Consider the following 15,806-nt stretch of genomic DNA (forward strand, 5'->3'; position numbering starts at 1 on the left):
TTTTTCCCGTTCTTTAACATCCAGTGAGAGAGACCGATGCATCCGATGCTGAACATCGCCGTGCGCGCCGCGCGCAAGGCGGGTAATTTAATTGCCAAACACTACGAAACGCCAGACACCGTAGAAACCAGCCAGAAAGGCAGCAATGATTTTGTGACCAACGTCGATAAAGCCGCCGAAGCGATTATTATCGAAACCATTCGCAAATCTTACCCGCAGCACACCATTATCACCGAAGAAAGCGGTGAACACGCTGGTGAAGAGCAGGATGTTCAATGGGTTATCGATCCACTGGATGGTACCACCAACTTCGTTAAACGTCTGCCGCATTTCTCTGTTTCCATCGCCGTACGCATCAAAGGCCGTACTGAAGTCGCGGTGGTTTACGATCCGATGCGTAACGAACTGTTCACCGCGACCCGCGGCCAGGGCGCGCAGCTGAACGGCTACCGTCTGCGCGGCAGCAATGCTCGCGACCTCGACGGCACCATCATCGCGACCGGCTTCCCGTTCAAGGCGAAGCAGCACGCCACCACTTACATGAATATTCTCGGCAACATGTTCACCGAATGCGCCGATTTCCGCCGCACCGGCTCCGCCGCGCTGGATCTGGCCTACGTTGCCGCCGGCCGCGTTGACGGTTACTTTGAAATTGCCCTGAAACCATGGGATTTCGCCGCAGGCGAGCTGATCGCCCGTGAAGCAGGCGCTATCGTTTGCGACTTCACCGGCGGTCATAACTATATGCTGACGGGCAACATCGTTGCCGGTAACCCGCGTGTGGTGAAAGCGATGCTGGCGAATATGCGCGAGCAGCTGAGCGACGCGCTGAAGCGTTAATCTCTTGCAGATGTAAAAAGGAAGCCGCGGCTTCCTTTTTTTATGTTCTAAAACGGTCGCAAACCGCCGCCTGGCGCGATCGCGCTACTCCACATCACGACAGCGGCCACCAGCAGCGCCACGCCGCCGGCCAGCGCCAGCGTCAGCCAGCCCACCTGACGCCACAGCGGCGGCGCCTGATGCCGGCCCAGCTTCACCGCCAGCTGGCGAAAACTGTGCACCAGCAGCGCCAGCGCCGTGATAGTCAATGAGGTCCCTGCCGCCATCGCCAGCGCCGCCGCCATCCCCCAGTTGAACACCCCGATCACCTTGCTGAACAGCAGGACCATGATCGCCCCCGAGCAGGGACGCATGCCCATCGACAGGACAATCACGGTGCGAGCCCGCCAGTCGTCGCCGGCCTGCAGCTGCTCCGGGGCCGGGAGATGCTGATGCCCGCAGCCGCAGTGTTCGTTATGAACATGATGCGGGGTAAACGCGGTAAACGTTGGCCGGCTCAGCAGCAGACGCAGCTTTTTCAGCGCCCGCCAGCAGAGCAGCAGACCTAACGCGCCCACCAGCAAATAGCTCCCCTTCTCGAGCCAGAAACTACTGAGATGCAGCTGGCGCGCCGGCAGCTGCAGCAGCGCCAGCACCACTACCACCAGCGCGATAGCCACCAGCCCCTGCAATAAAGAGGCGGCCAGCGTCAGGTTAATACTCGATTTCAACTTCGAGGGATGGGTGGCAAGCCAGGTGGTAATGACAATTTTGCCGTGGCCGGGCCCTAAGGCATGGAGCACCCCGTAAACGAAGCTGAACCCAAGCAGCGACAGCCCCGCCGCCGCCGGGTTCTCCGCCACCGCCTGCAGCAGGCGGCTGAGCTCCAGATTGAGCGCGCGCTGCCAGACCGCGCTCTGCATCAGCACCTGCGGCCAGGCCTGCCACAGCCAGAAGCCGCCCGTGACGCTCACGGCCAGCAGTAGCGCCAACGGCCACAGCGCTTTCCAGCGCGACGCGCGCGTGCGCGGGGTAAAAATTACTGACATGTCAGGGTCACCTTCTGGGCAAAATAGCTGCCCAGCGCCATATCCTCCGGCGGCGCATCCGCTTTATCCAGCGACTGGGCGTATGAGAGCATTTTGTCATTCGGTTTTGGCGTCATTACCGTTGCCTTACAGTCGGCCTGCAGCCCTGCGGGCAGGGAAAAATCGCTATCTTTGTCATAAAACATGTCGACATAGTAGGTCGGGTCGAAAGTGGAAAAGGTAAATGTCTGTCCGGCAACGGGTTGCGGCGTCGCCAGCGGCAGGGTGAAGGTCAGTACCGCCTGCAGGCCGTCGCGCTCAAGACCGTAGCCGTCGGGGCGATTTTCAAATTTCACCCGCTGGCCGTTGTGCCACAGCTCGCTGAAATAGTGCTGGCCGAGCACGTTGGCCATCACCTCCGCCGCCAGTTTTTTCCATACTTCGCTGCCTGGTTTAGCGTTTCCGGCGTCGTAGAGCAGATCCGATGAGGTAATTTCATCCATCGTCCAGCGCATTTTAAACCCGCTCAGCAGGCCGTCTTTGACCACCGGCTCGCTCTGCAAACTGATGAAGCTATGCGGATGCGCGGCGGCTGTCCATGATAAAACCATGAAAAACGCCGCGCTGGTGCATTGTTTCACTCTGTTCATCTGTTCCTCACGTGAAAAATTCTGTGAACTTCGCCAGCAATCCTGAGCTAAAGCGGGCGCACTTCCCTGCCCCCGCCGCTGTCATTGTCTATTCTTAGCGGAAACCCTAACTGGAACTTACCAGATGATGACCGTCATTGAACCACCATCTGCGCTTTCCAGTCCACAGCGCCGTAGCCAGGTGCTCCTGATGTTTTATCTGCCCGGACAGTCGGTAACGACTGAACGGCTTGGCAGAATCAACCTCGTTGATGAGACCACGGCCCGGCAGGATATTGAGGAGACCGGACGCGAAATTCAGCGTTACCACCGCCTGACCCTTCGGTCACAGGTGGACGGCAGCTATCGGATTGAAGGCGCCGCGCTCGACCAACGTTTATGCCTGCTGCATGCGCTGCGGCGGGGCCTGCGCCTGTGCCCGCAGTTCGTTAACCATCATTTTACCCCGGCGCTGAAAACGCAGCTTAAACAGGAAGGCATCGCCCGTACCCTGTACGATGATACTAACCTGCAGGCGCTGGTGAACCGCTGCGCGCGAGCGCTCAATCGCCAGTTCGACTGCCGGGACGTTCAGTTTCTGCGCCTGTACCTGCAGTACTGTCTGCTTGAGCATCACCGGGGATATTCACCCGACTTCAATGATGAACAGCAACGCTGGGCGCAGACCGCCGCCGAGTTCACGTTGGCGCAGGAGATTGTCCGCCACTGGCAGCGTCGGGTCGGCGCGACGCCGCATGTCGGAGAGCCTTTTTTCCTCTCGCTGCTGTTTATGATGCTCAAAACCCCCGATCCGCTTCGCGATGGTCACCCGCAGGATCGACGCCTGCGGCTGGCTATTTCCGGCCTGATCCACCGCTTCCAGATGCTCGCCGGCAGGTCGTTCAGTGACGAGCAGGGGCTGAGCGATCAGCTTTATATTCACTTGTCGCAGGCGTTGATCCGCAGCGTGTTTGCTATCGGCATCGATAACACGCTCACAGAGGAAGTGAGCCGGCTCTATCCTCGCTTACTGCGCACCACCCAGGCGGCATTGAGCGAATTCGAGGAGGCCTGGCACGTCAGTTTTAATGAGGAAGAGACCGGCTTAATCGCGGTGATCTTTGGCGCCTGGCTGATGCAGAAAAGCGACCTGCATGAGAAGCAGGTCCTGCTGCTGACCGATGATAATCCGGATATGGAAGCGGCCCTGGAGCAGCAGTTGCGCGAACTGACGCTGCTGCCGCTGAACATCAAATACCAGAGCGTAGAGCGCTTTCAGAAAGAGGGGGCGCCCAAAGGGGTGACGCTTATCGTCACCCCCTATGCGACGGCGCTGCCGCTGTTTTCACCGCCGCTGATCCACGCGGAGAACTGCTTCACTGAACGCCAGCAGCAGCATATCTGCGCGATGCTCGAAGACTAGGCCGCCACCGTTTTTGGCCGGATAGCCAGCGCCGGGATGGTCAGCAGCGCCATCACCCAGAACACGCCCTGGTGCAGGTGCTGGTAGAGGAAGCCTGCGAAGACGGTCATGATGGCAATACTGCCACCCATCGCCACCGCGGAGTAGACGGCCTGCAGGCGGATCACTTCGCTGCCCTGGCGAGCGGCGATATAGCGCATCGCCGCCAGATGACACACCGTAAAGGTGCCGCAGTGAAGGATCTGCGCGAGGATAAGCCCCGGCAGCGCCGTGGTCCAGCCCATCAGCGTCCAGCGGACCAGCCCGCACAGGGCAGAGAGCAGCAGCAGATCCCGCGCGCTAAAGCGGCGGAACACCTTTTTACTCAGCGCGAAGATCACCACTTCCGCCACCACGCCTAGCGACCACAAATAGCCCACCGCCGAGGCCGAATAGCCTGCCTGCTGCCAGTAAATGGCGCTAAAGCCGTAGTAGGCGGCGTGCGCCCCCTGCAGCAGGCAAACGCAGGCGAGAAAGCGCCAGCTCTGGCGCACCAGCGTCAGCCAGGCCGCCAGTCCGGCCCCCTGCTGCTGGCGCGACGCCCCCTCGGGCATCACCGACGGTTTCAGCAGCATGCCGAGCAGCATTGAGGCGACGCCCAGGCTGAGCATCAGCAGGATCGCCCGGTAATCAAACAGGCTCACCAGCTTGCCGGTCAGCGCCGAACCAATCACAAAGGCGATGGAGCCCCATAGCCGCACCCGGCCATAGTCCATGGTGATTTGCTTTTGCCAGGTATTGGCCAGGGCATCCGTCAGCGGCACCAGCGGCGAAAAGAACAGATTGAAGCCCACAATGATCGCCAGCAGCCATGCGACGTGGCTACCGGCCCAGAAGGCCAGCGCGAAGAGCAAGGTTAACAGCGCCAGCACGCGCAGCGCGGCGATCAGCCGGGAGGGGTCGCTCACCCGCGGGGCGATCAGCAGGCTGCCGAGAAAACGGGCTACCAGACCGGCGCCGAGCAAGATGCCGATGGTTTCCGGGGTCAGTCCGTTACCGGCCAGCCAGACGCTCCAGAAGGGCAGAAAAATACCGTAGCTAAAAAAGTAGGTGAAGTAACTGAGCGCCAGCCAGCGCGTGGAGTGCAAGACCATGATTCCCTCCCGAATGGAGGCGACAGTCTGGCGATAAAGCGGGGCGGGTGCAAGAGGCCCTCGCCCCAAAAATGGCGCTATCCGCGCCCCTGAACGTCTATTGTTAGCGAAAAGTTCAGCGTATCTCCAGTGCCCAAAACCCGCAGCCCCGGTTGGCCGTCCATGTTATGGGCGTTTACCGGGTGAGTTTGCGGCTCGAGGCAAAGGAACGGTTCATCCTGCATTCTGAAAAGCATCAACCACGGAGTTTGCGAAAGAATTGTGACATCCATCACATCACTAATCACCCTCGCCCGCCCGCTCCAGCCGGAATAGCCGACGTTTAGCCAGCGATCCTCACCGTACTGCGGGTGGCTGAAATCGGCATAGCCGGGAAGATGGCTTTGCCAGTCCAGCGGCAGGTGCTGTTCCCCTTCCGGCCAGTAGCCACTGGCGGCAAACTGCGCCGTGCTGCGCTTATCAAAGGAGAAAAAGGGATGAAAACCGCCGCCGTAGGGCATAGGCGTACTACCGCAGTGGGTAAGCATCAGCGACGCTATCAGTTGGTTACCCTGCAACTGATAGCGGATCTGCGCCAGGTAATCGAAACCGCAGACATGCTGCCGACGTAGCTGTAACACGCAAAAATCGCCCCCGCGCGCAATGATATCCCAACGCTGCAGCCAACCGTCGCCGTGGAGAAAAAAATGCGCGTCGGCGTGGTGACGTGGCAGGACTATCTCGCGTCCCTGAAAAATAAAGCGATTTCCGGCAACGCGATTGGCCATCGGCAGCATCGGAAACATGCCGCCGGCGGGATTTTCATATAGCACCGGCGCCTGATAGTGCCGCGAGAATAAACTTTGCACTTTGCCGCCCAGAGAAGAGACGCACATCCGCAGATGCGCGTTCTCCAGAATCCACGCTTCCGCCATTAGCGCATCTGCTCCTGCTTCGCCGCATTAACGCCCGTATGGCGTTGCGCCAGCTGTTCTTCCAGGGCTTCGAGAGTGATCCCCTTTGTTTCCGGCACGTTGCGCAGAATATAGAGATAGCCGGCGGCGCAAATGACACCATACAGCAGGAAGCTGCCCGCCGCGCCCAGACCGGCATTAAGCAGCGGGAAAGTGTAGGTTAACAAGAAACAGGCAATCCACAGCGCCAGGGTGCCTAAAGACATGGCGAGTCCGCGAACGCGGTTAGGGAAGATTTCCGCCAGCAGCACCCAGGTGACCGGCGCCAGGGTCAAAGCGTAAATGGCAATCGCCGCCAGCACCAACAACAGTACCGGCCAGCCCATAATGCCCATGGCGTAAGCGCCGGCAATCAGCACATAGATCAGCGTCAATCCGGAAGCGCCGAGCAGCATCAGTTTACGGCGGCCGATCTTATCCACCAGCGGCAGCGCGGCGAGGGTAAACACCAGGTTGACGATCCCTGTTGCGACAATCGATTTCAGCGTGCTGTTAATATCGAATCCCGCCGAGGCAAAAATCTCCTGTGCGTAGTTGAAGATGACGTTAATTCCGCACCACTGCTGGAAGACGGCGAGGACCATGCCGATGATAACGATCGGTTTTACCTGCGGAGCCAGCAGCGCGCTATAGGAGATTTTATGGTTATCTTTTTCCAGCGTGTGCGCGATGTCGCGTAATATTCTGTCTGCATAGTCGGCGGAACCAATGCGTTCCAGCGCGGCGCGGGCGCGCTCGGGCTTCCCGGCCTTCATGAGCCAGCGCGGCGATTCGGGAACAAAGAACATTAGTATCAGAAACGCCAGCGCCGGCACCAGTTCTGCGCCGAACATCCAGCGCCAGCCCATCTGCCCGTTCCAGGTTTCGACAATCATTTGCTGTGTCGCTCCCGTCGCCACGGGTTCCGCAATCATCAGGTTGATAAGCTGAGCGGCCAGCACGCCAATCACGATAGTGAGCTGGTTTATCGCAACAAAGCGCCCTCTTTTTTCTGCCGGGCTGACTTCGGCAATGTAAAGCGGGCTGAGAGCGGAAGCCAGACCAATCCCCACGCCGCCCACAATGCGGTAAACCACAAACATATCGAAACTGCTGGCGACCGCCGTCCCCCACGCCGAGGCGCTGAACAGCACGGCGGACAGTATTAAGGGCCGCTTGCGCCCGAGTTTATCGGCGCACCATCCCGAGATTAATGCGCCGAAAACGCAGCCCGCCAACGCCGAACTCATCGCCCAGCCGGACTGTGCCGGATCGGTAATAGAAAACCAGGCTTCATAAAATGGCTTTGCGCCGCCAATGACTACCCAGTCATAGCCAAACAGTAAACCACCGCAGGCGGCGACCAGACAGATAGTCCAGACGTAGCCCATTTTGAGATGTGTCTGCGCATTATTCATAATGATTCCTCTATAAGGGAAACGCAGGGAACAGTAGGGTTCAGGCGGGCCAGGCCCGCCCATTGAGGTTCAGGAAAAAATGCCGCTTTGCAGGGCATGACGAATCAGATGCGCCTTATCGTGAGCCGGGTTCAGCTGCAGAAGCCGCTGCATCGCCTGCTGGCTGGCGGATACATTCCCCAGCCCCAGATGGCCCAGCGCTTCAATAAACAAGCAGTGCTGCTGATGTTGCTGCTCCGGGCTGACATCCAGCGCCACCAGATCCGGCAGCGATACGGCAAAGAAGTCCGTTTCCGGCACGCAGTCACGCTGTTGTTCTACCCAGTCGAGGAAGCTGTGGAAATGCGCATCCGCTTCAGAAGACTGACCGTTTGCCCGCATCGCCATACCCTGCCAGAACAAATAGTCAGCAGGCTGGTCATTGTAGTAACGCCCGGCGCTCAGGCCGTAATCCCCCAGCAGCGCCCGCGACAGCGCCTGAACGGCCAGCGCGTCTTCGCCTCGCATTTGATGGCAGTGCGCCAGCAGATACCAGATGTCGTTATCGGTCTGCCCCGGCAAGCGCCCTTCCCCCAGGTTCAGCGGATAGCGTAGCCCCTGCTGTAGTAATTCTATCGCCAGGCCGCTATCGCCCAGGGACATCGCCGTCAGCGCACGATGGATTTGGTTAAGCAGATACTGCCCCGTTACCTTCCCTTCCCCGCCCTCCCAAGGATGGAAATCGCGTTCGCGCAGCACCTGCGCCGCCTCGGCATATTCCCCAACGCCATTCCACAGGCTGAGCAGCTCGGCAGTGAGATCGTCACGCTTGAGCACCACTTCGCGACGCGGCGTCAGTAACGCCAGCCGCGCTTCCCGACTCTGGCCCTGCTGTTTGTTGAGATAATCCAGCTCAAATAAGAAGCGGGCGTTGTCTGGCTCCAGTGCCACCGCTTGTTGTAAATAGCGGCTCGCCAGTTGGGCGTTATGCTGTTTATTCCAGGCGTAGATCCCCAACAACCGGTGCACGGGCGCAAAGTCGGGCTGTTGCGCCAGCGTCTGCTGCCAGCAGGCAATGGCATCATCATAGCGACGTTTGCTGTACCAGAAGCAACCGAGCAGATAACAGGCAAAGGCGTCCTGTTGCAGAGATTGCAGCATCACTACTTCATCGAGCGTATTGGGGAAGCGGACGCATTTGGCAAAACTGCGCTGGGCATTAAGTAGATATGACTGCGGGTTGTCGCTGAGCGAAGCCTGCCAAAGCAGCGGCAATGTTTCCTGACAGTCCAGCAGCGCCAGCAGTTCGCTAGCCGCCTGCTTTTTACCCAGCGATACCAGCCACCCCGCCAGCGTACTGGCGTTAATACCTCGTCCCCCGGTCACCTGACGCAATGCGTCGCCCGACGCCTCATCGCCGCTAATGGCCCAACGCGCATAGTGCAACACATAGCTCAGCGGGTGCGTTTTCAACGCCAGGTCAATGTAGGTCAACGCCGTCTGTTGACTCTGCGTTGTTGCAAGCGCCAGCGCTTTCAACCCCATCGCGAGGTTATTACTGCCATTAAACTGCAGGCTGAGTTCAACCTTTGCCAGCGCGTCAGCCTCATCGCCGCGCACCATCGCCAGCCGCGCCAACGAATAAAACGCCGCATCGCGGCAGTTGCCGCTCCAGCTTGCCTTATAGTAGCTATCCCATGCTTTGCTCACTTCGCCCTGACGCTCGAAAGCCGCCCCCAGCAGTAGACTAGCTTCTCCATCGCGTGGGTTCTTGTTCAGTCGATGTGCTCGAGCCAGCGCCGATTCAGCACAGCGCTGCGCCATCAGCCAGTCGGCACGGTTCAGCGCCAGATTGCCCAGCGCCACGTTATTGCGATAGTCCTCCGGGTCCAGTTCAATGGCCCTACGGTAATAATCCTCGGCGTAACGGCTGGCGTGGTTGTACTGCTCAATATGCTGGCCGATGAAATAAAGTTCTTCAGGGTTATGCAATTCGTGTGGCTGCTTTGGCGCGCTGGCGGCGTTGGGCAGCGGCGTCGCTTCGGGAATGTGCTCCTCATACTGCAGCAGCGGCGTACCATCGCTGGCTAACACCGCCATGGTCAGGCGCTGCGGCCACCCCTCCGCCAGCGTCTCCTGCCAGCTTTCGCCCGGCTCCAGCGTCACCTGCGTACGCCACAGCGTTTGCTCGCCATCGCGAATTTCCACCCGCACGTCGTGCAGCGGCGCAACGGCATACAGCCCCAGCGCCAGCTGCGACGCCTGACGTTCAAGACGCATCACCAGCCGGGTACTGGCGTTCTGCACCGACGATAGCTCACTGTAGGGGAGAAAATTCTGTACAAAAACCTTCTCTTCATACGGTGCAAGCCAGGTGAAGTCCGGCTGGTTATCGGTGTACACCCCGGTCATCAGCTCAATGTAAGGGCCGTTTTCGTCGGTCAACTGACGATCCCAAGCCTGACCAAACTCGCCGTGACCCCATGACCACTGTTTTTTTCCGGGCGAGATGTGATGATCCGCCACGTGCAGCAAGCCACCGCGCTCGCCGTGATGCCAGGCGCCGACAAAATCATATTCTGACTTTTCCGCCATGTAGGAAGTGGGGACTGGCACATTCTTATAGCGAGAGATATCGACACCCGCGGAATAGTCCACTTTGTAATAGGTACCGGTGGCAATAGGAAATGACGAGACGGCACGTTTACCGTGATCGAACACCGCCGTGACGTCTGGCGGGAATACGCTCTGGTGATCGTCTCCCCCCTTCACCGCTGGGTTTGACCACCACAGGAAATGGCGCGGCGTGGCGTTACCGTTAAACACTTTGCCGGTAATTTCCACGAGCGCCCTGTCCGGGTACAGCGTGAAGCCAGCCATCAACTGTAAGCCGCGCATCGGTTCGACTTCCCCCATCCACACCGTTTGTTCACCGTGTTCACCCTGCGTAATGGTGAAATCAACGGGCATAAAAGTGGTTGGACGATGGTGCTGAGGCCAGTTGAACTCGATACCGCCGGAGATCCAAGGCCCTAATAGCCCAACCAACGCGGGTTTCACCACTTCGTTGTAGTAGACGAAATCGCGCTGTTTGACCTTGTCATACGCACGATGAATACGGCCGCCGAGTTCCGGTAACAGCATAATTCGAATGAAATCATTCTCCATCCATACTGCCTGATAATCACGCATCTCACGTTCGCCGGTCAGGGTGTCAATCACGCCGTAGGGATAGACGTTACCGGAGGAGCCTTGATAAACGCGTTTTTCCAGAAACATGGGGTTCGGATCCTCCGCCCCCGTCGTCCACGTAGGTAATGTAATTATTTCCTGCCAGACCTTAACCGAACCGTACATGACGCCTCCACTAAACAAAGTTATATAAAATTCGCTTTGAAAGGAGTTTATATCGCCATTTAGCTGCTAAAATGCGCAACGCTCACGCAATATAGTTAAGGGAGTTAAGTGTATGCAGCGCACCGGTTTAAATAACGCCCGGGTCAGACAGGCCAATAAATCCATTTTTCTGGCTCATCTCTGGCGGGAGAAGCAGTTGAGTAAATCCCAGCTTTCTCAGCTCACCGGGCTCTCTATTCCGGCGGTGAGCAATATTCTTGAAGAGCTGCTCAGCGAGGGACTGATCGATCATTCCACAGAAAAAATGAGCAAACGCGGCGTGAACAGCGGAAGTTACCAGATCCCCGCGCGCGGAGCCTGGACGCTATGCATGAATATTACGCCGACCAGTATTGAGTATCAGCTTGCCGACGCCCGTCTACTGGCAGTTGACGGCCACCACCATTTGCCCATAGACCCACCGACGCCGCAGGCTCTGCTGGAGGCCATCGTGGAATGCTGGCGGCGTATCCACCGCCGCTACCCGCAGCACACCATCAATCTCGCGCTTGGCGTCCATGGGCAGGTTGATCCGATCACCGGCGTGTCTCAAACTATGCCTCAGGCGCGCTGGAAAACACCGATCGAAATAAAGTACCTCCTTGAGGAACAGCTCGGCGTGCAGGTGCGGGTGGATAATGACTGCGTGATGCTGGCGCTGGCGGAGAAGTGGCAGCATCAGGGTCTGCAGCCGGATTTCTGCGTGATCAACGTTGACTATGGTATCGGCTCGTCATTTGTGATTAACGATCATATTTATCGCGGAAGCCTCTACGGCAGCGGGCAGATTGGACACACGATTGTGAATCCTGACGGCAAAGCCTGCGACTGCGGGAGATATGGCTGTCTTGAAACCGTAGCCTCCCTCAGCGCGTTGAAAAAACAGGCGCGGATGTGGCTTAAAACCCAGCCTGAGGCGCGGCGCTCCCCGGAGCAGTTAACCACGGCATCACTCATTGAGGCCTGGGAACAGGGAGATGTGCAACTTCGCGCATGGGTGGATAACGCCGCCAACGCTATTGGCTTAAGCCTGTATAATTTCCTGAATATATTAAATATTAATCAGATCTGGCTTTACGGGCGCAGCTGCGCCTTTGGTGAGCAGTGGCTGGAAAATATCGTCAAACAAACGGGTTTCAACCCATTTGATCATGGTGATACGCCGCGAGCGCACGCCACCCAAATTGGCTTTGGCCAGCTGACCCGCGCCCAGCAGCTGATGGGGATAGGCTATCTGTACGTTGAGGAGCAGTTGCAGACGCTGGTTTAGTCATAAACGAACGTGGCGGAGCGCAAATTTGTGTATTACGTTTAAATCACACGTCTCTCATAACGAGCTGATTATGAACACACTCCGCTATTTTGATTTTGGCGCATCCCGCTCTCTGCTACTGCTTATCGCCCGCATCGCCGTGGTAGTTCTGTTTATTCTTTTTGGCTACCCCAAACTGCTGGGCTTTGACGGTACGGTGCAGTACATGGCCGCCTCCGGCGCGCCGATGCCGACCCTGGCGGCGATTATCGCCGTCATTATGGAAGTGCCTGCCGCCATTTTAATTGTGCTGGGCTTTTTCACCCGCCCGCTGGCGGTCATCTTTATCTTCTACACCCTGGGCACCGCGGTGATTGGCCATCACTACTGGGATATGACTGGCGATGCGGTATTGCCGAACATGATTAACTTCTGGAAAAACGTCAGCATCGCCGGCGCTTTCCTGCTGCTGGCGGTAACCGGCCCCGGAGCGATTTCGCTCGACCGCCGCTAATCCCCAGACGCAAAAAAGGCCGCAAACGCGGCCTTTTTGATGTCAACGCTAACGCTTACGCATAAACCGGGAAGCGGGCGCAGATATCCAGGACTTTGCCTTTCACGCGCTCAATGACCGCGTCGTCATTGATATTGTCCAGCACGTCACACATCCAGCCAGCCAGCTCTTTGACTTCCGCTTCTTTAAAGCCGCGGCGAGTCACTGCCGGAGAACCGATACGGATACCGGAGGTTACGAACGGGCTCTTCGGATCGTTCGGCACGCTGTTTTTGTTGACGGTGATGTTGGCGCGGCCCAGGGCAGCGTCAGCTTCTTTACCGGTCAGGTTTTTATCCACCAGGTCCAGCAGGAACAGATGGTTCTCAGTACCGCCAGACACCACTTTGTAGCCGCGGTTCAGGAACACTTCCACCATCGCTTTGGCGTTTTTCGCAACCTGCTGCTGGTAAACTTTAAACTCTGGCTCCATCGCTTCTTTCAGCGCCACCGCTTTCGCCGCGATAACGTGCATCAGCGGGCCGCCCTGCGCGCTTGGGAATACCGCAGAGTTCAGTTTCTTGTACAGCTCTTCGCTACCGCCTTTCGCCAGGATCAGGCCGCCGCGCGGACCCGCCAGGGTTTTGTGGGTGGTGGTGGTCACGACGTGAGCATGCGGAACCGGGTTCGGATACACGCCAGCGGCAATCAGGCCTGCCACGTGCGCCATATCGACAAACAGGTATGCGCCGATGCTGTCAGCGATTTCACGCATTTTTGCCCAGTCAACGATACCGGAGTAAGCGGAGAAACCACCGATGATCATCTTCGGTTTATGTTCCTGAGCCTGCTTCGCCATGTCGTCATAGTCAATTTTGCCGGACTCATCAATACCGTAAGGGATGATGTTGTACAGTTTGCCGGAGAAGTTAACCGGAGAGCCGTGAGTCAGGTGGCCGCCCTGCGCCAGGTTCATCCCCAGCACGGTATCGCCCGGCTGCAGCAGCGCGGTGTAGACGGCAAAGTTAGCCTGGGAGCCGGAGTGCGGCTGGACGTTAGCATAGTCAGCGCCGAACAGCTCTTTCGCGCGGTCGATAGCCAGCTGCTCAACCACGTCGACATATTCGCAGCCGCCGTAGTAACGCTTGCCCGGATATCCTTCAGCATATTTGTTGGTCAGCTGAGAGCCCTGCGCCTGCATCACGCGCGGACTGGTGTAGTTTTCGGAGGCGATCAGTTCGATGTGCTCTTCCTGACGTACTTTTTCCTGCTCCATAGCCTGCCACAGTTCGGCATCATAATCGGCAATGTTCATTTCACGCTTTAACATCCGCATCTCCTGACTCAGCTAACAATAAAATTTCGGCCTAAAAAGGCGGTCCGATTGGACAACGGCCCACAGTATAACCGAATCATTCTGTGATAACAGGTCTTGACAAAGGATTTTACGCAAACGTTTGGCTCCGCATGACACAAGGCTTTGAGCAATAACGCCTCTCTCAGTATCAACGGATTTCTTTTCAGGATTGTGATGCAAATTCTTCATGTTGTAACTGCAACGGCGGAAAGTGTTAAAGAACCATTTACAACGCAGGGTTATTTCCTTAAGATGCATTTAAAATACATCATTAAAGTAACACACAAGGAAGCACGCTATGCTCGACGCTCAAACCATCGCTACGGTCAAAGCCACCATCCCCCTGCTGGTAGAGACTGGACCAAAATTAACCGCCCATTTCTACGATCGTATGTTTGCGCATAACCCGGAGCTCAAAGAGATCTTCAATATGAGCAACCAGCGCAACGGCGACCAGCGAGAAGCGTTGTTCAACGCCATTGCCGCCTACGCCAGCAATATCGATAACCTGCCCGCCCTGCTGCCGGCGGTGGAAAAAATCGCCCAGAAACACACCAGTTTCCAGATCAAACCGGAGCAGTACAACATCGTGGGCAGCCATCTGCTGGCGACCCTCGATGAAATGTTCAGCCCGGGTCAGGAAGTCCTTGATGCCTGGGGGAAAGCTTACGGCGTGCTGGCGAACGTCTTTATCGGCCGCGAAGCCGAGATCTATCAGCAAAACGCCAGTAAAACCGGCGGCTGGGAAGGGACCCGCGCGTTCCGCATCGTGAAGAAAACCCCGCGCAGCCAGCTTATCACCAGCTTTGAGCTCGAGCCGGTCGACGGCCAGCCGGTCGCCGATTACCAGCCTGGCCAGTATCTGGCCATCTGGCTGAAGCCGGAAGATTTCGAATATCAGGAAATTCGCCAGTACTCCCTGACCCGCAAAGCGGACGGCAAGGGCTACCGCATCGCGGTTAAACGCGAAGAAGGCGGCCAGGTTTCCAGCTGGCTGCATAACCATGCCAGCGAAGGCGATGTGGTCTATCTGGCGGCGCCGGCCGGGGACTTCTTCCTTAACGTTGAGCCGCAGACGCCGGTCACTCTGCTCTCCGGCGGCGTCGGGCAAACGCCGATGCTGGCGATGCTGGATGCGCTGGCGAAAAGCCGCCACCAGGGTCAGGTGAACTGGTTCCATGCGGCAGAGAACGGCGACGTGCACGCCTTCGCGGACGAAGTTAAAACGCTGGGTGAAACCCTGCCGAAGTTTACATCTCACGTCTGGTACCGCAGCCCGAGCGAAGCGGACCGTGAATCCGACGCGTTTGATAGCGAAGGTTTGATGGATTTAACGGCCCTGGCCGGCAAGATCGGCGACCCGCAAATGCAGTTCTATCTCTGCGGCCCGGTGGCGTTTATGCAGTTTGCCGCGAAGCAGCTGGTAGATCTGGGCGTGAGCAGCGGCAACATTCATTACGAATGCTTCGGGCCGCATAAGGTGCTGTAAGCCCCGACGACGCGGGGATTTGTAGGCCGGGTAAGCGCAGCGCCACCCGGCAATACTACAGCGAGCGGCGAGCGTTAAATCGCCGCGTCGTCTTCTTCGCCGGTACGGATACGAATCACGCGCGCGACATCAAAGACAAAGATTTTACCGTCACCGATTTTGCCGGTCTGCGCGGTACGGATGATGGTATCCACACAGGTATCGACGATATCGTCGGTCACCACGATTTCAATTTTCACTTTCGGCAGAAAATCCACCATATACTCCGCGCCGCGGTAGAGTTCGGTGTGCCCTTTCTGGCGGCCAAAGCCTTTCACTTCCGTTACCGTCATCCCGGTGATGCCGACTTCGGCCAGCGCTTCACGCACGTCATCCAGTTTGAAAGGTTTAATAATCGCATCAATCTTTTTCATGGTGTTCCTGTCTTAGTCGCGTAACCGGTTGCTTACCGTATCATA

13 protein-coding genes are annotated in these 15,806 nt (G+C 57.6%); 5 read left to right on the plus strand and 8 right to left on the minus strand.

Annotated features, from left to right (window positions below; translation table 11 throughout):
• Positions 1-36 precede the first annotated feature (36 nt).
• The gene (gene suhB, locus L2I46_RS11785) at positions 37-840 is read left to right on the plus strand and encodes an inositol-1-monophosphatase (RefSeq protein ID WP_002913995.1); all 804 of its coding nucleotides are present in this window, start codon (positions 37-39) and stop codon (positions 838-840) included.
• 47 nt (positions 841-887) lie between these two features.
• Here suhB and L2I46_RS11790 read toward each other — a convergent pair whose 3' ends face one another.
• Together L2I46_RS11790 and L2I46_RS11795 are read right to left on the minus strand one after the other, a co-directional pair.
• Positions 888-1,868: a nickel/cobalt transporter gene (locus L2I46_RS11790; RefSeq protein WP_023290646.1), complete on the minus strand. Its 981-nt coding sequence runs from the start codon at positions 1,866-1,868 to the stop codon at positions 888-890.
• Positions 1,859-2,497, minus strand: a complete 639-nt coding sequence (locus L2I46_RS11795; RefSeq protein WP_023290647.1) for a DUF1007 family protein — start codon at positions 2,495-2,497, stop codon at positions 1,859-1,861. The genes L2I46_RS11790 and L2I46_RS11795 overlap by 10 nt, the downstream gene beginning before the upstream one ends.
• A 124-nt stretch (positions 2,498-2,621) precedes the next feature.
• Here L2I46_RS11795 and csiE point away from each other — a divergent pair, with 124 nt between their 5' ends.
• The gene (gene csiE / locus L2I46_RS11800) at positions 2,622-3,899 is read left to right on the plus strand and encodes a stationary phase inducible protein CsiE (RefSeq protein ID WP_065883062.1); all 1,278 of its coding nucleotides are present in this window, start codon (positions 2,622-2,624) and stop codon (positions 3,897-3,899) included.
• On the opposite strand, the gene L2I46_RS11805 is transcribed toward csiE, so the two are convergent.
• The 4 genes from L2I46_RS11805 to L2I46_RS11820 form a co-directional block, all read right to left on the minus strand.
• Complete coding sequence (locus L2I46_RS11805; RefSeq protein WP_048336304.1) at positions 3,896-5,032, minus strand: 3-phenylpropionate MFS transporter; 1,137 nt, start codon at positions 5,030-5,032, stop codon at positions 3,896-3,898. The two genes, csiE and L2I46_RS11805, sit on opposite strands and share 4 nt — an antisense overlap.
• A gap of 77 nt (positions 5,033-5,109) precedes the next feature.
• Entirely contained in the window at positions 5,110-5,946 is an 837-nt protein-coding gene (locus L2I46_RS11810; RefSeq protein WP_032453727.1) for an aldose 1-epimerase, read from the minus strand.
• A complete protein-coding gene (locus L2I46_RS11815) occupies positions 5,946-7,382 on the minus strand; it encodes a sugar porter family MFS transporter (protein ID WP_032453728.1) in 1,437 nt (478 codons plus the stop codon). Before L2I46_RS11815 ends, L2I46_RS11810 begins: the two co-directional genes overlap by 1 nt.
• 69 nt (positions 7,383-7,451) lie before the next feature.
• On the minus strand, positions 7,452-10,718 hold the full coding sequence (locus L2I46_RS11820) for a DUF5107 domain-containing protein (protein ID WP_032453729.1): 3,267 nt from the start codon (positions 10,716-10,718) through the stop codon (positions 7,452-7,454).
• Between the two features lie 112 nt (positions 10,719-10,830).
• Here L2I46_RS11820 and L2I46_RS11825 point away from each other — a divergent pair, with 112 nt between their 5' ends.
• Together L2I46_RS11825 and L2I46_RS11830 are read left to right on the plus strand one after the other, a co-directional pair.
• Entirely contained in the window at positions 10,831-12,027 is a 1,197-nt protein-coding gene (locus tag L2I46_RS11825; protein ID WP_032453730.1) for an ROK family transcriptional regulator, read from the plus strand.
• Between the two features lie 73 nt (positions 12,028-12,100).
• Positions 12,101-12,523 (plus strand): DoxX family protein, encoded by a 423-nt coding sequence (locus tag L2I46_RS11830; RefSeq protein WP_023290656.1) that lies wholly within the window; start codon positions 12,101-12,103, stop codon positions 12,521-12,523.
• A 55-nt stretch (positions 12,524-12,578) separates the two neighbouring features.
• Here L2I46_RS11830 and glyA read toward each other — a convergent pair whose 3' ends face one another.
• Positions 12,579-13,832, minus strand: a complete 1,254-nt coding sequence (gene glyA / locus L2I46_RS11835; RefSeq protein WP_002914027.1) for a serine hydroxymethyltransferase — start codon at positions 13,830-13,832, stop codon at positions 12,579-12,581.
• Positions 13,833-14,157: 325 nt separating this feature from the next.
• Between glyA and hmpA the strand changes: the two genes are divergently transcribed.
• Complete coding sequence (gene hmpA / locus L2I46_RS11840) at positions 14,158-15,348, plus strand: NO-inducible flavohemoprotein (RefSeq protein WP_086075122.1); 1,191 nt, start codon at positions 14,158-14,160, stop codon at positions 15,346-15,348.
• 74 nt (positions 15,349-15,422) lie between these two features.
• Here the strand turns inward: hmpA and glnB are convergent, their stop codons facing one another.
• A complete protein-coding gene (gene glnB, locus L2I46_RS11845) occupies positions 15,423-15,761 on the minus strand; it encodes a nitrogen regulatory protein P-II (protein ID WP_002914032.1) in 339 nt (112 codons plus the stop codon).
• Between the last annotated feature and the right edge of the window lie 45 nt (positions 15,762-15,806).

The organism is Klebsiella sp. 2019SCSN059 (assembly GCF_021739525.1).
Classification (GTDB): domain Bacteria; phylum Pseudomonadota; class Gammaproteobacteria; order Enterobacterales; family Enterobacteriaceae; genus Klebsiella; species Klebsiella quasipneumoniae.